Source organism: Streptomyces sp. ALB3, assembly GCF_044385685.1.
Classification (GTDB): Bacteria; Actinomycetota; Actinomycetes; order Streptomycetales; family Streptomycetaceae; genus Streptomyces.
In genome coordinates, this window is sequence record NZ_JBISCE010000003.1 from 304,043 (window position 1) to 324,672 (window position 20,630).

19 protein-coding genes are annotated in these 20,630 nt (G+C 72.1%); 10 read left to right on the top strand and 9 right to left on the bottom strand.

What is annotated here, in order from left to right; translation table 11 throughout:
• Positions 1-325 precede the first annotated feature (325 nt).
• Together gdhA and ACHFIV_RS03300 are read left to right on the top strand one after the other, a co-directional pair.
• On the top strand, positions 326-1,705 hold the full coding sequence (gdhA, locus tag ACHFIV_RS03295; protein WP_398963163.1) for an NADP-specific glutamate dehydrogenase: 1,380 nt from the start codon (positions 326-328) through the stop codon (positions 1,703-1,705).
• Between the two features lie 212 nt (positions 1,706-1,917).
• Complete coding sequence (locus ACHFIV_RS03300) at positions 1,918-2,274, top strand: helix-turn-helix domain-containing protein (RefSeq protein ID WP_398963166.1); 357 nt, start codon at positions 1,918-1,920, stop codon at positions 2,272-2,274.
• 67 nt (positions 2,275-2,341) lie between these two features.
• On the opposite strand, the gene msrA is transcribed toward ACHFIV_RS03300, so the two are convergent.
• From msrA to ACHFIV_RS03315, 3 genes are all read right to left on the bottom strand, one after another.
• Positions 2,342-3,046, bottom strand: a complete 705-nt coding sequence (msrA, locus tag ACHFIV_RS03305) for a peptide-methionine (S)-S-oxide reductase MsrA (protein WP_398963169.1) — start codon at positions 3,044-3,046, stop codon at positions 2,342-2,344.
• A 67-nt stretch (positions 3,047-3,113) separates the two neighbouring features.
• On the bottom strand, positions 3,114-3,263 hold the full coding sequence (locus tag ACHFIV_RS03310; protein ID WP_398963172.1) for a hypothetical protein: 150 nt from the start codon (positions 3,261-3,263) through the stop codon (positions 3,114-3,116).
• 39 nt (positions 3,264-3,302) lie between these two features.
• Positions 3,303-4,406 (bottom strand): hypothetical protein, encoded by a 1,104-nt coding sequence (locus tag ACHFIV_RS03315; RefSeq protein ID WP_398963174.1) that lies wholly within the window; start codon positions 4,404-4,406, stop codon positions 3,303-3,305.
• A gap of 79 nt (positions 4,407-4,485) precedes the next feature.
• On the opposite strand from ACHFIV_RS03315, the gene ACHFIV_RS03320 reads away from it, so the two are divergent.
• Positions 4,486-5,631, top strand: a complete 1,146-nt coding sequence (locus ACHFIV_RS03320) for a cystathionine gamma-synthase (protein ID WP_398963177.1) — start codon at positions 4,486-4,488, stop codon at positions 5,629-5,631.
• Positions 5,632-5,686: 55 nt separating this feature from the next.
• On the opposite strand, the gene ACHFIV_RS03325 is transcribed toward ACHFIV_RS03320, so the two are convergent.
• Together ACHFIV_RS03325 and ACHFIV_RS03330 are read right to left on the bottom strand one after the other, a co-directional pair.
• Positions 5,687-5,878, bottom strand: coding sequence for a DUF1059 domain-containing protein (locus ACHFIV_RS03325; RefSeq protein ID WP_398963180.1), 192 nt, complete (start codon positions 5,876-5,878; stop codon positions 5,687-5,689).
• A gap of 74 nt (positions 5,879-5,952) precedes the next feature.
• A complete protein-coding gene (locus tag ACHFIV_RS03330; protein ID WP_398963182.1) occupies positions 5,953-6,483 on the bottom strand; it encodes a MarR family winged helix-turn-helix transcriptional regulator in 531 nt (176 codons plus the stop codon).
• A gap of 157 nt (positions 6,484-6,640) precedes the next feature.
• Here ACHFIV_RS03330 and ilvA point away from each other — a divergent pair, with 157 nt between their 5' ends.
• The 3 genes from ilvA (at position 6,641) to ACHFIV_RS03345 (ending at position 9,879) form a co-directional block, all read left to right on the top strand.
• A complete protein-coding gene (gene ilvA, locus ACHFIV_RS03335) occupies positions 6,641-7,870 on the top strand; it encodes a threonine ammonia-lyase (protein WP_398963185.1) in 1,230 nt (409 codons plus the stop codon).
• Positions 7,871-8,020: 150 nt separating this feature from the next.
• On the top strand, positions 8,021-9,025 hold the full coding sequence (locus ACHFIV_RS03340; RefSeq protein ID WP_398963188.1) for an ATP-binding cassette domain-containing protein: 1,005 nt from the start codon (positions 8,021-8,023) through the stop codon (positions 9,023-9,025).
• 23 nt (positions 9,026-9,048) lie between these two features.
• On the top strand, positions 9,049-9,879 hold the full coding sequence (locus tag ACHFIV_RS03345) for an ABC transporter permease (protein ID WP_398964185.1): 831 nt from the start codon (positions 9,049-9,051) through the stop codon (positions 9,877-9,879).
• 63 nt (positions 9,880-9,942) lie between these two features.
• Here ACHFIV_RS03345 and greA read toward each other — a convergent pair whose 3' ends face one another.
• Complete coding sequence (gene greA, locus ACHFIV_RS03350) at positions 9,943-10,440, bottom strand: transcription elongation factor GreA (protein WP_383115543.1); 498 nt, start codon at positions 10,438-10,440, stop codon at positions 9,943-9,945.
• A 189-nt stretch (positions 10,441-10,629) separates the two neighbouring features.
• Positions 10,630-11,034 (bottom strand): DUF4307 domain-containing protein, encoded by a 405-nt coding sequence (locus ACHFIV_RS03355; protein WP_398963192.1) that lies wholly within the window; start codon positions 11,032-11,034, stop codon positions 10,630-10,632.
• 97 nt (positions 11,035-11,131) lie between these two features.
• Here ACHFIV_RS03355 and mca point away from each other — a divergent pair, with 97 nt between their 5' ends.
• Together mca and ACHFIV_RS03365 are read left to right on the top strand one after the other, a co-directional pair.
• Positions 11,132-12,013: a mycothiol conjugate amidase Mca gene (gene mca, locus ACHFIV_RS03360; RefSeq protein ID WP_398963195.1), complete on the top strand. Its 882-nt coding sequence runs from the start codon at positions 11,132-11,134 to the stop codon at positions 12,011-12,013.
• Positions 12,006-12,284, top strand: a complete 279-nt coding sequence (locus tag ACHFIV_RS03365; RefSeq protein WP_398963198.1) for a hypothetical protein — start codon at positions 12,006-12,008, stop codon at positions 12,282-12,284. Before mca ends, ACHFIV_RS03365 begins: the two co-directional genes overlap by 8 nt.
• A 38-nt stretch (positions 12,285-12,322) precedes the next feature.
• Here the strand turns inward: ACHFIV_RS03365 and ACHFIV_RS03370 are convergent, their stop codons facing one another.
• Positions 12,323-15,541, bottom strand: a complete 3,219-nt coding sequence (locus tag ACHFIV_RS03370; protein ID WP_398963201.1) for a tetratricopeptide repeat protein — start codon at positions 15,539-15,541, stop codon at positions 12,323-12,325.
• Positions 15,542-15,782: 241 nt separating this feature from the next.
• Here ACHFIV_RS03370 and ACHFIV_RS03375 point away from each other — a divergent pair, with 241 nt between their 5' ends.
• Positions 15,783-17,807 carry a thioredoxin domain-containing protein gene (locus tag ACHFIV_RS03375; RefSeq protein WP_398963203.1) on the top strand — a complete coding sequence of 675 codons (2,025 nt, stop codon included), beginning with the start codon at positions 15,783-15,785 and terminating at the stop codon, positions 17,805-17,807.
• Between the two features lie 65 nt (positions 17,808-17,872).
• Here ACHFIV_RS03375 and trhA read toward each other — a convergent pair whose 3' ends face one another.
• Entirely contained in the window at positions 17,873-18,556 is a 684-nt protein-coding gene (gene trhA, locus ACHFIV_RS03380; protein WP_398963206.1) for a PAQR family membrane homeostasis protein TrhA, read from the bottom strand.
• A 207-nt stretch (positions 18,557-18,763) separates the two neighbouring features.
• Here trhA and ACHFIV_RS03385 point away from each other — a divergent pair, with 207 nt between their 5' ends.
• Complete coding sequence (locus ACHFIV_RS03385) at positions 18,764-20,590, top strand: phosphoenolpyruvate carboxykinase (GTP) (protein ID WP_398963208.1); 1,827 nt, start codon at positions 18,764-18,766, stop codon at positions 20,588-20,590.
• Positions 20,591-20,630 lie beyond the last annotated feature (40 nt).

The window sequence follows — 20,630 nt, forward strand, 5'->3', positions numbered from 1 at the left end:
GAATCCCCGGGCGCCGCCGCCTTCGGCGTACGCGCTCCGGGACGGCGCGAACCTCACGGCCGCCCTCCTCGGGCTGTGAGGTTCGCCACCCGCGCGGCTCCGTGACGCCGGGGCGGAGGACCGCACGGCCCCGGCGTCACGGGGCCGCGCGGGGACGGAACCCCCGTACCGGGGCGAACAACCGTGGCCACTATGTGGATGTCGCCCGGACGGGACCGGGCCGCGCTGCGAGACTTGCCGCGTGCGACGGCCTCACGGCCTCAGGCGCCTCCGGGGACAGGGAGCGCCGACGCGCGACAGCCCACCCACGGAAGGTCTTGATCAGATGCCGGCCAGTTCCGACTCCCTCACCCCGCGCGCCGCGGAGAACCGCGTCATCGAGCCGCTCTACGCGGAGATCCTGCGGCGCAACCAGGGCGAGGGCGAATTCCACCAGGCGGTGCGCGAGGTCCTCGACACCCTGGGCCCCGTGCTGGCGCAGCGGCCGGAGTTCGTCGACGCCCGCATCATCGAGCGGATCTGCGAGCCCGAGCGTCAGCTCATCTTCCGGGTGCCGTGGTCGGACGACGCGGGCGACATCCACGTCAACCGCGGCTTCCGCGTCGAGTTCTCCAGCTCGCTCGGCCCGTACAAGGGCGGTCTGCGCTTCCACCCCTCCGTCAACCTCGGCATCGTGAAGTTCCTCGGCTTCGAGCAGATCTTCAAGAACGCCCTCACCGGCATGCCGATCGGCGGGGGCAAGGGCGGCGCCGACTTCGACCCCAAGGGGCGGTCCGACGCGGAGGTCATGCGGTTCTGTCAGTCCTTCATGACCGAACTCCACCGCCACCTGGGCGAGTACACCGACGTCCCCGCCGGTGACATCGGCGTCGGCGGCCGGGAGATCGGCTATCTCTTCGGCCAGTACAAGCGGATCACCAACCGCTACGAGTCCGGTGTGCTCACCGGAAAGGGGCTCGGCTGGGGCGGGGCCCAGGCGCGCACCGAGGCGACCGGCTACGGCTGCGTCCTGTTCACCGCCGAGATGCTGCGTGTGCGCGGTGAGTCCCTCGACGGCCAGCGCATCGCCGTGTCCGGCTCCGGCAACGTGGCCATCTACGCCATCGAGAAGGCCCAGCAGCTCGGTGCGACGGTCGTGACCTGCTCCGACTCGGGCGGCTACGTCGTGGACGACAAGGGCATCGACCTGGAGCTGCTCAAGGAGATCAAGGAGACGGGCCGCGGCCGGATCTCCGAGTACGCCGAGCGGCGCGGCGACCACGTGCGGTACGTCGAGGGAACGGGCGTCTGGAGCGTCCCCGTGGACGTGGCCCTGCCCTGCGCCACCCAGAACGAACTCCACGAGGCCGACGCGCTCGCCCTCGTGCGCAACGGGGTGAAGGCGGTCGCCGAGGGCGCCAACATGCCCACCACCCCGGAGGCCGTGCACGTCCTCCAGGAGGCGGGCGTCGCCTTCGCCCCCGGTAAGGCGGCCAACGCGGGAGGCGTGGCCACCAGCGCCCTCGAGATGCAGCAGAACGCGTCCCGCGACTCCTGGACCTTCGCCCACACGGAGGAGCGGCTCGCGCAGATCATGCGCCACATCCACGACTCCTGCCACACCACGGCCGAGAAGTACGGCAGCCCCGGCAACTACGTGGTCGGTGCCAACATCGCCGGCTTCGAGATCGTCGCGGACGCGATGCTGGCGCAGGGCCTGATCTGAGCCCGTGCCTCCGCCCGGCCCCGGACAGCGGGCACCGGGCCCGGCGGAGGCCCGCCGAAGGCGTCGGAGGAACGGGCCACGGCCGTGTTCCGGCCCGTACCCGGAGGCCGGCACGGCCCCTCACGGACGCCCCCGTTCTGCCGGCAGCAGATCCGCCCGGCGCCGCAGGCGTTCCCCTCCCGCGCCGGGCGCTTCGTTCCTACGCTGGGACGATGAGCAGCCACGAGCCGGACCGAGCCCGCGTCATCCCCCTGCGCCCCGCGCCCGCCGCCAGGGAACCTCTCTGGCGGGACCTCGTCGGTGACGTCCTGCGCCGCGAGCGCGCCGCCCAGCGGCGCACGCTCAAGGACGTGGCCGAGACCGCCAGGATCTCCGTGCCGTACCTCTCCGAGATCGAACGCGGCCGCAAGGAGGCGTCGTCCGAGGTGCTCGCCGCCGCGGCCCGTGCGCTGGGGCTCGGGCTGGGGGACGTGCTGAGCCTGGCCCAGCGGGAGCTCGTCCGCGACAGCCCGGCGCGACGGTCCGCTCCCGCCCGCGCTCCGATGGGCGAGGTGCGGCTGGCCGCCTGACGGCGTGGGCCCCGCACCCCGGCGGCAGCCGGGAGGCGGGGCCCAGATCCTTACGCGAGGCCCCTGTTCACGCTCCGGGGGCGGGAGCGATACCCGTCGGGCAGGCACGGCCCCAGTTCGTCTCCGAGGGGGACTCCAGGGTGGCTCCCGTGCCGCCGATGCCGCAGTAGCCGTCGGGGTTCTTGTCCAGGTACTGCTGGTGGTACGCCTCGGCAGGCCAGAAGGTGCGGCCCTCCGCCGGCAGGATCTCCGTGGTGATCGTGCCGAAGCCGGCGCCCGTCAGCACCTGCTGGTACGCCTCGCGGGACGCCTCCGCGGCCTCCGCCTGCTCGGGGGAGTGGGTGTAGAGGGCCGAGCGGTACTGCGTACCCACGTCGTTGCCCTGGCGGAAGCCCTGGGTCGGGTTGTGGGACTCCCAGAACAGCTTCAGCAGTTCCGCGTAGCTCACGGCCTTCGGGTCGAAGACGACGCGCACCGCCTCCGTGTGACCGGTGAGGCCCGAGCAGGTCTCCTCGTACGACGGGTTCTCGGTGTAGCCGCCCTGGTAGCCGACGAGCGTCGTCCACACGCCCTCCGTCTGCCAGAACTTGCGCTCGGCACCCCAGAAACAGCCCAGCGCGAAGTCGGCGACCTCCAGGCCCTGCGGATACGGGCCGGTCAGCGGGTTGCCGAGGACCGTGTGGCGGGACGGCACCGTGAATTCCGGGGTGGGACGGCCGCGCAGGGCCTCCTGGGGGGTGGGGAGCTGCGGGGTGCGGTGGGTCAGGAACATGCGGGGCTCCTCCGGGGGTCGGGTTCGGTCCGTACAACGCCGCGGGGGCGCGGCGGATTCCGTGGGCTCAGGCTGCCGGGGGCTCGCGGCGCTCGCCGTCGCGGTGCCCGCCCGCCGGGTTCTCGTAGGAGGCCATGTACGCGGCGGTCTTCCTCCGCGCACGCACCCAGAACCAGACGGCGAGGGCTATCAGGACGATGGGGATCAGTCGTGCCATGGGTCTGCCGGTCCAATCGGTGGGGCGGGTCGTGCCGGGTCAGTGGAGGAGGGTGGCCGGGCTGCCGCCGTTCGCCTCGTAACCGGCGACGGCCAGCGCCCGGTACACCGTGTACTCGGCGGCGGGGTCGGGGTTCTGCGTCCAGGGCAGCGCGCCCACGTGGCCGTCGATGTGCACGAGCTGGTGCATCGCCTCCGACCAGCGTTCCATGCGGACCAGGAAGAGGACCAGCAGGTGCCGGACGTGGGCGAGCACCGGGTCGTCCGGACGGGCCGCGTGCACCGCGAACATCGCGCCCTCGACCGCCTTCGTCACGACGGCGCCCTGGTAGAAGCCCTGCACCAGATTGACCTCGGGCAGATGCTCGTACACCGCGAACAGCGGCAGCGCGGCGAGCAGGGAGCCCTGCGGGGCCCGGGCCGCGGCGGTCGTCGCGAAGCGGTCGGCCTCCTCGCGGGAGCCGTGCCACTTCTCGCACCAGAAGTGCAGGGCCGCGATGTGCGCGCCCATGTGCGCGGGGGCACGGTCGATGATCTTCACCCAGAGACGGTCGAACTCCTCGTGCGAGTAACCCAGTCCACGGGCGACGGCCAGCTCCACGATGTAGGGGACGGGGTCGCCCGGGGCGAGCAGGGCGGCCTCGCCGCAGACCGTGCGGGCCTCCTCCAGGATGATCCGGAAGTCGTCGGTGCCCACGGTGCCGGTCCGCCAGGCCTGCTGCACCAGGAACTCCGCGTGCACCGCCGCCGCGCCGGCGTCCTTCGGGGCCTCGGCCCGCCACGTCCTCAGCCACGCCCCGCCGGCACCCGGTCGCTGGGCCAGCTCCAGGGAAGCGGCGCCGGCGAACGCCTGGACCCGCTGCCAGCGGACCTCGCTCTCCGTGGGCGTCCCCGCGAGCAGCTGCGAGGCAGCCTTCCAGTTCTGCGTGCCCTGGACGACCTCGAGGACGTCGAGGAGGTCCTGGTCGGGTCCCGGCATCCGGACGTCCAGCTCCTCCTGGCGCGCGAAGCCGTAGGTGTCCGGGTCGGCGGCGTCGGGCGAACCGGGGGCGACCTGGCGGATACCGCCACGGCGCCGCAGCATGACCGGCCCCACGACGGCTACGAGCATGCACAGGGCGAGCAGGAACCAGAGAATCTCCATGCGGCCCATTGTCCCCGGACGGGTATCCGGGCGGCGAGTGGCCTGTAACTCACCGCCCGACGAACTACGCTCGGGCCCCATGAGCGACCAGCACAGCTTCGAGACCCTTGCGATCCACGCCGGCAACACGGCGGATCCCCTCACCGGCGCCGTGGTCCCGCCGATCTACCAGGTGTCCACGTACAAGCAGGACGGCGTCGGCGGGCTGCGCGGCGGCTACGAGTACAGCCGCAGCGCGAACCCCACCCGCACCGCGCTGGAGGAGAACCTGGCGGCGCTCGAGGGCGGCCGCCGCGGGCTCGCCTTCGCGTCCGGCCTCGCCGCCGAGGACTGCCTCCTGCGGACGCTGCTGACGCCCGGGGACCACGTGGTCATCCCGAACGACGCCTACGGCGGCACCTTCCGGCTGTTCGCGAAGGTCGCCTCGCGCTGGGGCGTGGAGTTCTCGGTCGCCGACACCTGTGACGTGAGCGCGGTGCGGGCGGCGCTCACCCCGCGTACCAAGGCGATCTGGGTGGAGACGCCGTCGAACCCGCTGCTCGGCATCACCGACATCGCGGCCGTCGCCGGAGTGGCCCGCCAGGCCGGCGTGCGACTGGTCGTGGACAACACCTTCGCCAGCCCCTACCTGCAGCAGCCGCTCTCGCTCGGCGCCGACGTCGTGGTGCACTCCACCACGAAGTACATGGGCGGCCACTCGGACGTCGTCGGCGGCGCGCTCGTCGTCAGCGACCCCGGGCTGGCCGAGGAACTGGCGTACCACCAGAACGCGATGGGCGCCGTGGCCGGGCCCTTCGACGCGTGGCTGGTCCTGCGCGGCATCAAGACCCTCGCGGTCCGCATGGACCGTCACGACGAGAACGCCACGAAGGCCGCCGACCTGCTGACCCGGCACCCCAAGGTGACCCAGGTCCTCTACCCGGGGCTGCCGGAGCACCCGGGGCACGAGGTCGCCGCCAAGCAGATGAAGGCGTTCGGCGGGATGGTGTCGTTCCGGGTCGCCGGCGGCGAGGAGGCGGCGGTCGAGGTCTGCAACCGCGCGAAGCTCTTCACGCTCGGTGAGTCGCTCGGCGGTGTGGAGTCGCTGATCGAGCACCCCGGCAGGATGACGCACGCGTCCACCGCCGGTTCGCTGCTGGAGGTGCCGGCCGACCTGGTCCGGCTGTCCGTGGGCATCGAGAACGCGGACGACCTGCTGGCCGACCTCACGCAGGCACTCGGCTGACGACCACAGGTCCGGCGGCCGGGACCCGGTCCCGGCCGCCGGACCGTGGCACACCTCAGACGGCGGTCTTCTCGTCCTCGAGGGAGGCCCGGACCTGTTCGCGCAGCTCCGGGCCGTCCGTGTGCCCGTGGACCGAGACGGCGTGCTCGGCGGCGGCCCGGACGACTTCGTCCTCCTCACCGGACATGGTGAGCGTGCAGTCCGAGACGCTCGGATACCTACGGCAGTCGGCGGTCTTCCGTGTCATGACGGCCTCCTCGGTTCGCGAGTGCAGGCCCTTCCAGGGTAGTTCCGGATCGGCCGCGGCCCCGGGAACGGCCGTCAGTTCTCCGGGGCCGGCTGGTACGCCGCCTGCCGGGCCGCCAGCGAACCGTTGAAGCGGGTCAGCAGGGCGCAGAACGTGTCGCGCTCCTCCTCGCTCCAGCCGTCGGTCACCTGGGACATCAGCTCACGCCGGGAGGCGCGGACCTCCTCGAGACGGGCCTGGCCGCGCGGTGACAGCTGGAGCACGACGGCGCGCCCGTCCTCCGGGTGGGAGGTGCGCTTGACCAGGCCGGTGTCGACGAGTGGCGCGACCTGACGGGTCACGGTCGAGGAGTCGATCCCCATGCCCGCGGCCAGCGCCTTGACGCCCATGGGGCCTTCCACGTCGAGCCGGTTGAGCAGCAGGTAGGCCGCCCGGTCCATCGAGTTGCGGACCTGGCCGACACCGCCGAGGCGGGTCTGCTCGGCGCGGCGGGCGAAGACGGCCACCTGGTGCTGGAGTGCGTCGAGCAGGTGGTCCGTTCCCGGATGTCCGGGGGTCGCGCCCCCGGAAGGAGACGCAGCAGTCGTCATGTCCTGAGGGGGCATGGCCGGGGGCTCTCTTCGTGCGGTGTCGGATGGGTGGGGGACAGAGTACGCGGCCACGGGGCAACGTGTACCAGCGCTGCACAAACCTGTGGACACCACCGCAGGCCGCCATGAGATGCGACGGCTGCGACCGCTCCGAGCTGCAAGACTTGCTGTCATGACCTTCCGTACGTCAGGCCCCTTTCCTCCGCTGATCCTCGACGACGTCCGAGGAGCGCAGAAGATGCTGTCCGGGGTGGCGAGAACGACCGGGATGGAGGGCAGCCGCCATCTCAGTGCCCTCGTCGGGGCGCCGGTCCATCTCAAGTGCGAGAACCTCCAGCGCACCGGCTCGTTCAAGCTGCGCGGGGCGTACGTGCGGATCGCCGGCCTGAGCCCCGTCGAACGGGCGTCCGGAGTGGTGGCCGCGAGTGCCGGAAACCATGCGCAGGGTGTCGCACTCGCCTCGTCGTTGCTCGGCGTACGCTCGACGGTCTTCATGCCCGTGGGCGCTCCCCTGCCGAAGGTCGCCGCCACCCGGGACTACGGGGCCGAGGTCCGGCTCCAGGGCCAGGTCGTCGACGAGACGCTGGCAGCCGCGCAGGAGTACGCGGAGGAGACCGGCGCCGTGTTCATCCACCCCTTCGACCACCCGGACATCATCGCGGGGCAGGGCACCGTCGGCCTGGAGATCCTCGAACAGTGCCCGGAGGTCCGCACGATCGTCGTCGGTATCGGCGGCGGGGGTCTCGCCGCGGGGATCGCGGTCGCGGTGAAGGCGCTGCGTCCCGACGTCCGGGTGGTCGGTGTGCAGGCGGCGGGCGCGGCGGCCTTCCCGCCCTCGCTGTCCGCCGGGCATCCGGTGGTGCTCGACCAGGTGCACACCATGGCCGACGGGATCAAGGTGGGGCGCCCCGGCGACCTCACGTTCCCGCTGGTCCAGGAGCTGGTGGACGAGATCCGCACGGTCTCCGAGGACGAGCTGTCCAGCGCCCTGCTGCTGTGCCTGGAGCGGGCGAAGATGGTCGTCGAGCCGGCGGGGGCGAGCCCCGTCGCGGCGCTGCTGAGCGATCCGGAGTCCTTCCGGGGCCCCGTCGTGGCCGTACTGTCGGGCGGCAACGTGGACCCCCTGCTGATGCGGCGCGTCCTGACGCACGGCATGGTCGCGGCGGGCCGCTACCTCAGCCTGCGGCTGCGGCTCACCGACCGGCCCGGGGCGCTGGCCGCCATGCTCGCCACCCTCTCCGTCGCCGACGCCAACGTGCTCGACATCAGCCACGTGCGGACCGATCCGAGGCTCGGACTCACCGAGGCGGAGGTGGAACTCCACCTGGAGACCAAGGGGCCGGAACACTGCGAGGAGGTCGCCTCCGCGCTGCGGGCCGCGGGCTACCTCGTGAGGTCCTGAACGGCCGTCGACCCGGCGAAATCCCGTTGTCGGCCGCCACCCGCCGCGTTACGGTGCACCGCCGAACAATCCGGTCCTCCCGCCGCCGAGGGGCCGGAAACTCTACGATCCGCTCAGGAACTCACGCGAAAGCAACTGGGGGACTCCTTTATGCCAGGCGCCATCTACGCCGAAGGCCTGGTGAAGACCTTCGGCGATGTACGAGCACTGGGCGGCGTCGATCTCGACGTGCCCGAAGGCACCGTCCTCGGCCTGCTGGGGCCCAACGGCGCCGGCAAGACGACAGCCGTCCGGGTGCTGACCACCCTGCTCCGGCCGGACAGCGGGCGGGCCGTCGTGGCGGGCATCGACGTCCTGAAGCACCCCGACGAGGTACGCCGCTCGATCGGCCTCTCCGGCCAGTTCGCTGCCGTCGACGAGTACCTCACGGGCCGCGAGAACCTCCAGATGGTCGGGCAGCTCTACCAGATGAGGGCGCGCGACGCGAAGAAGCGGGCCGGGGAGCTCCTGGAGAAGTTCAACCTCGCCGAAGCGGCCGACCGCACCGCGAAGACGTACTCAGGGGGCATGCGCCGCCGCCTCGACCTGGCGGCGGCGCTCGTCGTCTCCCCGCCGGTGATGTTCATGGACGAGCCCACCACCGGACTCGACCCGCGCAACCGGCAGCAGCTGTGGGAGGTCATCGAGGAACTCGTGGCGGGTGGGACGACACTGCTGCTGACCACGCAGTACCTGGAGGAGGCCGACCACCTCGCCCACGACATCTGCGTCATCGACCACGGCAAGGTCATCGCCCGCGGCACCTCCGACCAGCTCAAGGCCCGCACCGGTGGTGAGCGCGTCGAGGTCGTCGTCCACCAGCCCGACCAGATCGACCCCGCCCGCTCGGTGCTCGCCAGGTACGGCAAGGGAGAGATCTCCGTCGCCGAGCACACCCGCAAGCTGACCGTCCCGGTCACCGGCGGGGCCAAGCTGCTCGCCGAGGTGATCCGCGACCTCGACACCCAGGGCGTGGAGATCGACGACATCGGGCTGCGCCGCCCCACCCTCGACGACGTCTTCATCTCGCTCACCGGCCATGCCGCCGAGATCGGGAGGAACGGCGGGGACCCATCGACCGACGCCGCACAGAGCCGGAAGGAGGACGGGAAGTGAGTGCCGTCACAGAAGCGCGGGACCTGGCACCGCTCACCTCGCGTGGGGCGATCAGCCGGTCGGTGGCCGACTCCCTGGTCGTCGCCAGGCGCAACCTGATCCGCATGGCCAGGATCCCCGAAATGGTGATCTTCGGTCTGGTGCAGCCCATCATGTTCGTGGTGCTGTTCACCTACGTGTTCGGCGGATCCATCAAGGTGGGCAGCTCCCTCTCGCCCACGGCCTACAAGGAGTTCCTGATGGCCGGGATCTTCGCCCAGACCGTCACCTTCGCCACCGCCGGCGCCGGAGCGGGCATCGCGGACGACATGCACAAGGGGCTGATCGACCGCTTCAGGTCACTGCCGATGGCCCGGGGCGCCGTCCTCACCGGACGCACCCTCGCCGACCTCGTGCAGACCGCGCTCACCCTCGTCGTACTCGCCGGGGTGGCACTGATCATCGGCTGGCGGACCCACGAGAACCTCGGCAAGGTGCTGCTCGGCTTCCTGCTGCTGCTCCTGCTCGGTTACGCGTTCTCCTGGATCGGCGCGCTGATCGGCCTCGTCGTGCGCACCCCGGAGGCGGCCACGTCGGGCGGTCTGATCTGGCTCTTCCCGCTGACCTTCATCTCGAACGCCTTCGTGGACGCCAACCAGATGCCGACCGTCCTGCGCCACATCGCGGAATGGAACCCGTTCAGCGCGACCGTGGCGGCCTGCCGCGAGCTGTTCGGTAACGTGCCGCCGGGCTTCGTCACCCCGGACGCCTGGCCGATGCGGCACCCGATCCTCGCCTCGGTCATCTGGTCGGTCCTGATCATCGTGGTCTTCCGCACCCTGGCGGTCCGCAGGTACCGCTCGGCCACCGCCTGACCCCGCGCGACGCGAGAGCCCCGGCCGCACGTGCGGCCGGGGCTCTCGCGGTGCTGTGGGGGGTCAGCCCTGGTACGGCTTCGCCGAGACGATCCTCACCGTTGCCTTCTTGCCGTTCGGCAGCTCGTACTCCGCGTCGTCGCCCACCCGCTTGCCGTTCACGCCCGTGCCGAGCGGTGACTGGGGGGAGTACGTCTCGATGTCGGTGCTCGCGTACTCACGGGAGGCGAGCAGGAAGGTGACCGTGTCGTCCGGGTCGCCGTCGAAGGCGATGGTCACGACCATGCCGGGCTCGACCACGCCGTCGTCGGCAGGTGCCTCGCCGACCTTCGCGTGCTCCAGGAGCTGGGTCAGCTGACGGACCCGGAGCTCCATCTTGCCCTGCTCCTCCTTGGCCGCGTGGTACCCGCCGTTCTCGCGGAGGTCACCCTCCTCGCGGGCCGCCGCGATCTTGACGGAGATCTCCGTGCGCGCGGGACCAGACAGGTACTCCAGCTCCGCCTTCAGCTGGTTGTACGCCTCCGGCGTGAGCCAGGTGACGTTATCGCTGGTCTGGGTCACAGGGTGCTCCTCGTCGGTGCTGGGAATACAAAGCAACGCCCTACCCCAAGCATGCGCTGCCACGGGTGGGCGAAACAACGAGCCTAACAATTCCGCGCGAAAAGGGGGAGAAGGTAAATCATCACACGCGCGTCCGCGCAGGTCGGGGCGGGAGAGCGGGCGTCCGGCGCGGCGCGCGCCCCCAAGCGGTCAGCCGCCCGCGGCGCACCCCTTCAGTTCCACCGCCGTCGCCCTGGAGGTGGTGCGCAGGGAGACGACCTCGTCGATCCGCTCGGAGCGCTCGTCGAACCTGAAGTCCGCCCGCCCGACCTCGCCGCCGTCCTCGCTCAGGGCGCGGAGCGTGCAGTGGCCCTCGGCGTCCCGTTCCTTGCGGACCTCGAGGTGGGCCTCCGCGCGGGCGTCCGAGGCGATCCGCGACTTGATGACTTCGGCGCTGATGTCCTGGCCGGCCACGTAGTCGTAACCGAACCAGCCGATCATGGCGAGGAAGGCCGCACCCAGCACCGCGCCGATGATCCTCAGCCTGCGGTCCGCGCGCTGGTCCCGCGACCGGCCGTAGCGCCCCTCGGGCAAGGCCTCGCGCACCGCTGCCATGATCGTTCCTCCCGTGACGGAGATCGAGGAATTTTCCACCCCCCGGTTCAGTCACTATAGAAGCCGACCGACGCGACCAATCACTGAGGACCGAGTCTTGACCGAGCAGCTGCGACTGATGGCCGTTCACGCCCACCCCGACGACGAGTCGAGCAAGGGCGCGGCCACCATGGCCAAGTACGTGTCCGAGGGGGTGGACGTCCTGGTCGTCACCTGCACAGGGGGCGAGCGGGGATCCATCCTGAACCCGAAGCTCCAGGGGGACGCGTACATCGAGGCGAACATCCACGAGGTGCGCCGCAAGGAGATGGACGAGGCCCGCGAGATCCTGGGCGTCAAGCAGGAGTGGCTCGGTTTCGTCGACTCGGGCCTGCCCGAGGGCGACCCCCTGCCGCCGCTGCCCGACGGCTGCTTCGCACTGGAGGACGACGAGACGGCGGCGGGGCGCCTCGTCGCGAAGATCCGCGCGTTCAGGCCGCAGGTGATCACCACCTACGACGAGAACGGCGGGTACCCGCACCCCGACCACATCAAGACCCACACGATCTCGATGATCGCGTTCGACGGCGCCGGGGACACCGAGAGGTTCCCCGAGGCGGAGTTCGGCCCGGCCTTCCAGCCGCAGAAGCTCTACTACAACCAGGGCTTCAACAAGCCGCGGACGGTCGCCCTGCACGAGGCCCTCCTCGCCCGCGGGCTGGAGTCCCCGTACGGCGACTGGCTGGAGCGCTGGAAGGAGTTCGAGCGCGCCGAACGCACGCTGACCACGCACATCCCGTGCGACGAGTTCTTCGAGATCCGCGACAAGGCGCTGATCGCGCACGCGACGCAGATCGATCCGGACGGCGGCTGGTTCCGGGTGCCGATGGACGTCCAGCGGGAGGTCTGGCCGACCGAGGAGTACGAGCTCGCGAAGTCCCTCGTCGCTACCTCCCTCCCCGAGGACGACCTCTTCGCGGGCATCCGCGACAATGCCTGATATGTACGCGACCCAGGCACTGACGCAGCTCGTTCCGCTCGCCGCCGACGAGCTCGACAAGAACAAGGTGACTCCCGGCGTCCTCGGCTTCCTCGTCTTCGCGGCGCTCGCCGTCGGAGTGTGGTTCCTGATGAAGTCGATGAACCGCCACATGGGCCGGGTGAACTTCGAGGAGGCCCCCGACCCGACGGCGGAGCCCGCGGGCACCGACGGGGAGGCGGCCACCTCCGGCCCGGCGAAGGCAAAGGCGAAGGCCCCGGACAGGGGCTGACGCGGCGGGCCGGGCGGCCGGCCCGGCCCGGGGCCCCGTCAGGGCCGCACGCCCACCGGCACCCCCATCACCTCGCGGGCGTGCCGGGACGGCGTCAGGCCGAGGCGCCAGGCCTGCCAGCCGTCGTCCAGGTCCACACCGCGTCCCAGGACCACCCGGAAGGCCTCCGCGCAGTCCTCCAGGTGGGCGTCCCGCAGCGGGTGGGCGGCCTCCAGCAGGTCCGCGAGTTCCTGCTGGGCCACCGCCGTGCCCACCTCGCTGCCGCCGGGCGAGGCGTACGGCAGCAGCGTGCACCGCAGGAACGCCGCCCAGTCGCCGCCCCGGGCGTCGCCGTACGAGGCGAACAGGGCGACGGCCTCGCCGCAGAGTTCCAGCGCCTGCGCCGCACGGTTGTTGCCGCCGTCGATGAGGGCCAGCTCCAGGCAGGTCCAGGCCTCGCCGTGGGCCACTCCGATCCGCCGGAAGTCCGCACGGGCGTCCACCAGGAGCTGCCGTGCGAAGCCGGAGTTGCGCAGGTTCCCCGTCTGCGCCGCCCGCTGGTCGCGGGTGACGCGCCCCGAGTGGTGGCGGGCGCACGCCAGCCCGTACACGTCACGCATCCGGGAGAACATCGTGCGGGCCCGCTCCAGCTCCCGCACCGCCTGGTCGGTGTCGCCGTCCTCCTCCAGCGCCTGCCCGAGGTAGTACCGCGTCCACGCCTCGCCGCGCGCGTCCTCGTTGCCCCGGTGCCGGGCGAGTGCCCCGCGCAGCTCCTCCACCGCCGGGGCGGGGTCACCGTCCATCAGGCGGGCCCGCGCCAGCTGCGTCAGGGCCCACGCCTCCCCGCGCTCGTCCCGGGTGCGGCCGTACAGGTCCAGCGCGGTGGACAGTTCCTCCTCGGCCCTCGCGACCTCGCCCATCCGCAGGCAGACCTGACCGAGCTGAAAGTGCGTCCAGGCCTCACCGTGCAGCGACTCGCCCTCGCGGTGCAGGGCGAGCGCGGTGTCCAGCAGGGTCAGGGCCTCGGCCAGACCGGCCCGGTCGCGTTCGACGGCGGCCAGGGCGTGCAGGGACCAGGCGCGGTCCTCGGCCTGTTCCGGCGAGGCCTGCAGGGCGAGGGCCTCCCGCAGCCGCGCCGAGGCCTCGGTCAGGTTGCCCTGGTGGTGCAGCGTGATGCCGAGCGAGCAGAGCGCGAGGGCCGCTCCGGCGTCGTTGTGCGCCTCCTGGTAGAGGCCGACGACGGCGGACAGGGTGGTGCGGGCCTTGTCGAGCTCCCCGAGCTGCCGGGCGGCGATGCCCGTGCGCCACTGGACCGAGCGCTCCAGGAGCCCCTGGTCGACGGCCTGCGTCAGCTCGCTGATCTCGCCGAGCCGGTAGAGGTCACCGCGCAGCAGGCAGTAGTCGCACAGGGCGCCCAGCAGGTGGAGCACCGCCCGCTGGTCGACACCCTCCGCGTGCCGCAGCGCCGACGTGATGAAGCTCGACTCGTCGTCCAGCCACCGCAGGGCGGCGTCCAGTGAGCTGAAGCCGTGCGAGCCGAACTGCCCGGCGCGGGTGGACATCTTGCCGTCCACCATGCGGATCACCGCGTCGGCGAGCTCCGCGTAGTTCTGGACGAGGCGTTCCTGCGCGGCCGTACGGTCGGCCGCCGGTTCCTCGTCGAGCAGTCTCGCCAGGGCGAAGTCCCGCACGAGGTCGTGCAGCCGGTAGCGGGCCCCCCGCACGTGGACCAGGAGCCCGGCCCCGGCCAGGGCCTCCAGCAGGCGGCCGGCCTCCTGCTCGTCGCAGGAGAGCAGCGACGCCGCCGCGGCGGCCCCGAGGCTGGCCCGGCCGGCCAGGGCCAGGCGCCGCAGCAGCCGGCGGGCCGCCTCGGGCTGGTCCGTGTAGCGCAGCCACAGGGCACGCTCGACGGGCGCGACGGGACCGTACGCCCCGAGGGCCGCCGCCAGCTCGGCCCGGGTGCGGGCGCCGAGGGACGAGCCCGCGACGCGCAGCGCCAGCGGCAGCCCGCCGCACAGCTCGACGACGGTGTCCGTCGACGGGTGGTCGTAGGGACCGGCTTCCTCGTCGGAGGCCGACTCGCGCAGCAGCTCCTCGGCGCCCGCGGCGTCCAGAGCGCCGACGGGCAGGTGGTACACCCTCGCCGGGAGGTCGCCGGGCAGTTCGAGGGGCTCACGGGAGGTGACGAGGACGAGGCTGTCGGAGCGCTCGGGAACGAGCGTGCGCACTTGGGCGGCGTCGGTCGCGTCGTCCAGGACGACCGCGACGGGCGTTCCCGTCAGGTGCTGGTGGTAGAGCTCGCCCAGCCGGCGTACGTGCTGTTCGGCGGATGACCTCTCCCGGAAGAGGAGCTGTTCGCGCGGCGCCCCCAGCCGGTTGAGCAGGTGCAGCAGGGCGTCCCGCGTCGGCAGCGGGGCCTCGCCGGCGACGTCGCCCCGCAGGTCGACCACGCACGCCCCGCGGAACTGGTCCTTGAGCGCGTGCGCCGCCCGTACGGCGAGTGCGGTGCGCCCGGACCCCGGGGGCCCGTGCAGCACGACGACGGTCGGCCGGGTCTCCGTCGCGGCGCGCGCGGCGTGCACCCACCGGGCGATCCGCGCCAGTTCGCCACGGCGGCCGGCGAACGGGCCGTCCACCGCGGGCAGATGGCCGAAGGACTGCTCGAGGAGCGCGCGGGTGCGTGCGGCGGCACTGCGGTCACCACCGCGCGACTGCGCCACCACGGACGTGCCCGCCTTCCTCGCCGGGCGAGCGGAGGCAGTCAGCATGCGCTGCTGGTCGAGGAACGGGCGGATGCCCCGTACCTCCAGGGCCGTCAGCCACTCCAGCCGCAACTGTTCCGGGCCGCCGGGCTGGTTCCGTTCGCCGGCCCTGCGATGGGCGGCGGGCCAGTGCGCGGCGGCCACCCGGGCCACCGTCGTCGTCGTCCCCGCGACGGCGACGACCGCGCCCGCGCCCAGGGCGAGACCGGACGCGGTGCCGAGCGCCAGGTCCGCACCGAACGCCGACGCGGCGGCAACGGCCGTCACCAGCAGGGGTGTTCCCAGGTTCGCCCTGCTGAACCGCGCGGACAGCGGCTGCCGACCGGCTTCCGCGGCGTCCAGTGCGCGGGTGTAGGCGGCGTACTCGTCGGCCACGCCCGCCGCCATCGTGTCGAGCGCGCCCCGCGCCCGCGCCAGCAGCGCGCCGGAGTCCGTCCGGCCTCCTGTCCGCCGTGCCTCTTCCTCCACGGCACGTACCAACAGCCGTTCGGCTTCCGCCCGATGGCTGTCCCGCATGCGTCCCCCCAGGTTCCGGCGACTGCGACCCGTCCGGCCGTCACAGGCGTCCAGTGTCCTGCGTACGGCCCGTCAGCGCGAGAGAGCGGGGCGCGCGAGGACCGGGGCGGCGGCGGCCGGTTCGCGCGGAGCACCTCCTGCGAGGAGTTCCGCGGCCCCGCTGTCCGCGACGCCTGGCCGCCCGGTCCGGACCCCGCGCGCTCCCCGCGTCAGGGCCGGGCCCTGTGAGAGGCTGGGCCGTATGAACCGGCTGGCTGGTGTGACCTCGCCTTATCTGCTTCAGCATGCTGAGAACCCCGTCGACTGGTGGCCGTGGTCGCCGGAGGCGTTCGAGGAGGCCCGGCGCCGTGGCGTACCCGTGCTGCTCAGCGTCGGCTACGCCAGCTGCCACTGGTGCCATGTGATGGCCCACGAGTCCTTCGAGGACACGGCCACCGCCGACTACCTCAACGCCCACTTCGTGCCGGTGAAGGTCGACCGCGAGGAACGGCCCGACGTCGACGCCGTGTACATGGAGGCCGTGCAGGCCGCGACGGGCCAGGGCGGCTGGCCGATGACCGTCTTCCTGACGGCCGACGCCGAGCCCTTCTACTTCGGCACGTACTTCCCGCCGGAGCCCCGCCACGGCATGCCCTCCTTCCGGCAGGTGCTCGAAGGAGTGGTGGCCGCCTGGTCCGACCGGCGCGATGAGGTCGCGGAGGTGGCCGGGCGCATCGTCCGCGATCTGGCGGGCCGGTCCCTGACCGCCGGGGAGGGGGGCCTGCCGGGTGAGGTGGAGCTGGCGCAGGCCCTGCTGCGGCTGACCCGCGACTACGACGAGAAGCACGGCGGTTTCGGCGGCGCGCCCAAGTTCCCGCCGTCCATGGTCATCGAGTTCCTGCTGCGCCACCACGCCCGTACGGGTGCCGAGGGCGCCCTGCAGATGGCCGCCGACAGCTGTGCGGCCATGGCGCGCGGCGGGATCTACGACCAGCTCGGCGGCGGCTTCGCGCGCTACTCGGTGGACCGCGAGTGGGTCGTCCCGCACTTCGAGAAGATGCTCTACGACAACGCCCTGCTGTGCCGTGTGTACGCCCACCTGTGGCGGGCCACCGGGTCGGATCTGGCCCGCAGGGTCGCCCTGGAGACGGCCGACTTCATGGTGCGTGAGCTGCGGACCACCGAGGGCGGCTTCGCCTCGGCGCTGGACGCCGACAGCGAGGACGCGCAGGGGCGCCACGTCGAGGGCGCCTTCTACGTGTGGACGCCCGCGCAGCTGCGCGAGGTGCTCGGTGAGGAGGACGCGGCCTTCGCCGCGGAGTACTTCGGGGTGACCGAGGAGGGCACCTTCGAGGAGGGGTCCTCGGTCCTGCGGGCGGCGTGGCCCGGTGACGCGGAGGAGGCCGGCGCAGCCCGGGTCGCCGACGTGCGGGCCCGGCTGCTCGCGGCGCGCGAGCTGCGGGTACGCCCCGAACGCGACGACAAGATCGTCGCCGCCTGGAACGGGCTGGCGATCGCCGCGCTCGCCGAGACCGGGGCCTACTTCGACCGCCCGGATCTCGTCGAACGGGCCACCGAGGCCGCTGACCTGCTGGTGCGGGTGCACATGGGTGACGTGGCCCGGCTCTGCCGCACGTCGAGGGACGGCCGCGCCGGGGACAACGCCGGGGTCCTGGAGGACTACGGCGATGTCGCGGAGGGGTTCCTCGCACTGGCCTCCGTCACCGGCGAGGGGGCCTGGCTGGAGTTCGCGGGCTTCCTGCTGGACATCGTGCTGGAGCGCTTCACCGGTGAGGGCGGACAGCTGTTCGACACCGCCGACGACGCGGAGCGGCTGATCCGACGCCCTCAGGACCCCACCGACAGCGCCACCCCGGCCGGCTGGACCGCCGCCGCCGGAGCGCTGCTCTCCTACGCCGCGCACACCGGCTCCGAGGCGCACCGCACGGCCGCTGAGGGCGCCCTCGGGATCGTCGGGGCGCTCGGCCCCAAGGCGCCCAGGTTCATCGGCTGGGGACTGGCCGTCGCCGAGGCGCTGCTCGACGGTCCGCGCGAGGTCGCGGTGGCCGGCCCGGTCTCCGGGGAACTGCACCGGGCGGCCCTGCTGGGACGGGCGCCCGGCGCGGTCGTCGCGGTGGGCGAGGGGCCGGACGCGGGTACCGAGTTCCCGCTCCTGGTGGACCGGCCGCTGATGGGCGGTGTGCCGACGGCGTACGTCTGCCGGCACTTCGTGTGCGACGCCCCGACGACGGACGCGGGGGAGCTGGCCGGGAAGCTGGGCGGCTGACCCGGGCACGTACGGCCGGGGGGCCCGGCCGCGGCCGGGCCCCCCGCCGTACGTGCCCGGGTGGATCAGTGCCGGTCGACGACCAGGCAGATGCCGACGTAGTGCGCGATGAACGCCGCCAGTGTCAGAGAGTGGAAGACCTCGTGGAAGCCGAACCAGGCCGGTGACGGGTTCGGGCGCTTGAGGCCGTAGATGATGCCTCCCGCGCTGTACAGCAGCCCGCCGACGACCACGAGTACCAGCACCGCGACGCCGCCGGCGCGCATGAAGTCCGGCAGGAAGAACACCGCCGCCCAGCCCATGGCGATGTAGCACGGGGTGTAGAGCCAGCGCGGGGCACCGACCCAGAAGACGCGGAAGGCGATCCCGGCCGCGGCGGCCCCCCAGATCGCCCACAGCAGCGGGCGGCTGGTGGACTCCGGCAGCAGCAGGAGGGCCAGCGGCGTGTAGGTGCCCGCGATGATCAGGAAGATGTTGGCGTGGTCGAGCCTGCGCAGCACCGCCTCGCCGCGCGGGCCCCAGGTGCCCCGGTGGTAGACGCCGCTGACGCCGAACAGCAGGCAGGCGCTGAGTACGTAGACGGCGCAGGCGGCCCGCGCGCGCGTGCTGTCGGCCAGGGTGAGCAGGACTGCTCCGGCGATGACCACCGCGGGGAACATTCCGGCGTGCAGCCAGCCGCGCATCCGCGGTTTCACCGGTACCGGATCGGTGAGTTCGACGGGTCCGGACGCGGGGGCGGCAGAAGTCATATCGGCATGTTACCTACGCTTCCGTAGGTAACCGATCCGAGTGGTGATGCTCACGTGTGCGGCCCTCTGGACATATGGGCGCGTTGGTCGGATGATCAAATGAGTGCGGTCGGCACCGGATGAGCGCCAGGGGAATTCGAAGGGGTCAGCATCCGGGTCGCAGCCCCCACGGGGCCTGACAACACACCCTCTCGACTAGGAGCGATCGTGGCGCGAGACATCGCGGCTCCCCTCACTGTTCCCACTCGGCACCAGGAGCTCGTCTCCTGGGTGGACGAGATCGCCGCCCTCACCCAGCCGGACCGCGTGGTCTGGTGCGACGGTTCCGAGGCCGAGTACGAGCGCCTGTGCGAGGAGCTCGTGGCCAAGGGCACCTTCACCGAGCTCGACCCGGTCAAGCGCCCGAACTCGTACTACGCCGCGTCCGACCCGAGCGACGTCGCCCGCGTCGAGGACCGCACCTTCATCTGCTCCGAGAAGGAGGAGGACGCGGGCCCCACCAACCACTGGAAGGCGCCCGCCGAGATGCGGGAGATCTTCGCGGGGGAGAAGGGCGTCTTCCGCGGCTCCATGCGCGGTCGCACGATGTACGTCGTCCCGTTCTGCATGGGCCCGGTCGGCTCGCCGCTCTCCGCGATCGGTGTCGAGATCACCGACTCCGCGTACGTCGCCGTCTCGATGCGCACGATGACGCGCATGGGGCAGGCCGTCCTGGACGAGCTCGGCACCGACGGGTTCTTCGTCAAGGCCGTCCACACCCTCGGCGCACCCCTGGCCGAGGGCGAGACGGACGTCCCGTGGCCCTGCAACACCACGAAGTACATCTCCCACTTCCCCGAGGACCGCGAGATCTGGTCCTACGGCTCGGGCTACGGCGGCAACGCCCTGCTCGGCAAGAAGTGCTACGCCCTGCGCATCGCCTCCGTCATGGCCCGGGACGAGGGCTGGCTCGCCGAGCACATGCTGATCCTCAAGCTCACGCCCCCGCGCGGCGCGAGCAGGTACGTCGCCGCCGCGTTCCCGAGCGCCTGCGGCAAGACCAACCTCGCCATGCTGGAGCCCACCATCCCCGGCTGGACCGTCGAGACCATCGGCGACGACATCGCCTGGATGCGGTTCGGGGAGGACGGCCAGCTGTACGCGATCAACCCCGAGGCGGGCTTCTTCGGTGTCGCCCCCGGCACCGGCGAGCACACCAACGCCAACGCCATGAAGACCCTGTGGGGCAACTCCGTCTTCACCAACGTCGCGCTCACCGACGACGGCGACGTGTGGTGGGAGGGCATGACCGAGGAGCCCCCCGCGCACCTCACGGACTGGAAGGGCGACGACTGGACCCCCGCGTCCGGCACGCCCGCCGCCCACCCCAACGCCCGCTTCACCGTCCCGGCCGGCCAGTGCCCGATCATCGCGCCGGAGTGGGAGGACCCGAAGGGCGTGCCGATCTCGGCGATCCTCTTCGGTGGCCGCCGCGCCTCCGCGGTCCCGCTGGTCACCGAGTCCTTCACCTGGCAGCACGGTGTGTTCCTGGGGGCCAACGTCGCCTCGGAGAAGACCGCAGCCGCCGAGGGCAAGGTCGGCGAGCTGCGCCGCGACCCGTTCGCCATGCTGCCGTTCTGCGGCTACAACATGGGCGACTACATGAAGCACTGGGTCGAGGTCGGCGCCGACAAGCCGGACCAGTCGAAGCTCCCGAAGATCTACTACGTGAACTGGTTCCGCAAGAACGAGGCCGGCACGTTCGTCTGGCCCGGCTTCGGCGAGAACAGCCGCGTGCTCAAGTGGATCGTGGAGCGCCTGGAGGGCAGGGCCGAGGGTGTGGAGACGCCGATCGGCATCCTGCCGGCCAAGGGGTCCCTGGACACCGAGGGGCTGGACCTCTCCGAGTCCGACCTCGACTTCCTGCTCACCGTGGACAAGGAGGTCTGGCGCGAGGAGGCCGCGCTGATCCCCGACCACCTCAACACCTTCGGTGACCACACGCCGAAGGAACTGTGGGACGAGTACCGCGCGCTGGTCCGGCGCCTGGGCTGACCCACCCCCGTCCCCGCGGCCGGGTCCCTTCGACATCCGC

Excerpts from the sequence above, each read along its gene's own strand:
- gdhA (WP_398963163.1), top strand. The coding sequence starts at position 326 with ATGCCGGCCAGTTCCGACTCCCTCACCCCGCGCGCCGCGGAGAACCGC.
- ACHFIV_RS03300 (WP_398963166.1), top strand. The coding sequence starts at position 1,918 with ATGAGCAGCCACGAGCCGGACCGAGCCCGCGTCATCCCCCTGCGCCCC.
- msrA (WP_398963169.1), bottom strand. The coding sequence starts at position 3,046 with ATGTTCCTGACCCACCGCACCCCGCAGCTCCCCACCCCCCAGGAGGCC.
- ACHFIV_RS03310 (WP_398963172.1), bottom strand. The coding sequence starts at position 3,263 with ATGGCACGACTGATCCCCATCGTCCTGATAGCCCTCGCCGTCTGGTTC.
- ACHFIV_RS03315 (WP_398963174.1), bottom strand. The coding sequence starts at position 4,406 with ATGGAGATTCTCTGGTTCCTGCTCGCCCTGTGCATGCTCGTAGCCGTC.
- ACHFIV_RS03320 (WP_398963177.1), top strand. The coding sequence starts at position 4,486 with ATGAGCGACCAGCACAGCTTCGAGACCCTTGCGATCCACGCCGGCAAC.
- ACHFIV_RS03325 (WP_398963180.1), bottom strand. The coding sequence starts at position 5,878 with ATGACACGGAAGACCGCCGACTGCCGTAGGTATCCGAGCGTCTCGGAC.
- ACHFIV_RS03330 (WP_398963182.1), bottom strand. The coding sequence starts at position 6,483 with ATGCCCCCTCAGGACATGACGACTGCTGCGTCTCCTTCCGGGGGCGCG.
- ilvA (WP_398963185.1), top strand. The coding sequence starts at position 6,641 with ATGACCTTCCGTACGTCAGGCCCCTTTCCTCCGCTGATCCTCGACGAC.
- ACHFIV_RS03340 (WP_398963188.1), top strand. The coding sequence starts at position 8,021 with ATGCCAGGCGCCATCTACGCCGAAGGCCTGGTGAAGACCTTCGGCGAT.
- ACHFIV_RS03355 (WP_398963192.1), bottom strand. The coding sequence starts at position 11,034 with ATGGCAGCGGTGCGCGAGGCCTTGCCCGAGGGGCGCTACGGCCGGTCG.
- ACHFIV_RS03365 (WP_398963198.1), top strand. The coding sequence starts at position 12,006 with ATGCCTGATATGTACGCGACCCAGGCACTGACGCAGCTCGTTCCGCTC.
- ACHFIV_RS03370 (WP_398963201.1), bottom strand. The coding sequence starts at position 15,541 with ATGCGGGACAGCCATCGGGCGGAAGCCGAACGGCTGTTGGTACGTGCC.
- ACHFIV_RS03375 (WP_398963203.1), top strand. The coding sequence starts at position 15,783 with ATGAACCGGCTGGCTGGTGTGACCTCGCCTTATCTGCTTCAGCATGCT.
- trhA (WP_398963206.1), bottom strand. The coding sequence starts at position 18,556 with ATGACTTCTGCCGCCCCCGCGTCCGGACCCGTCGAACTCACCGATCCG.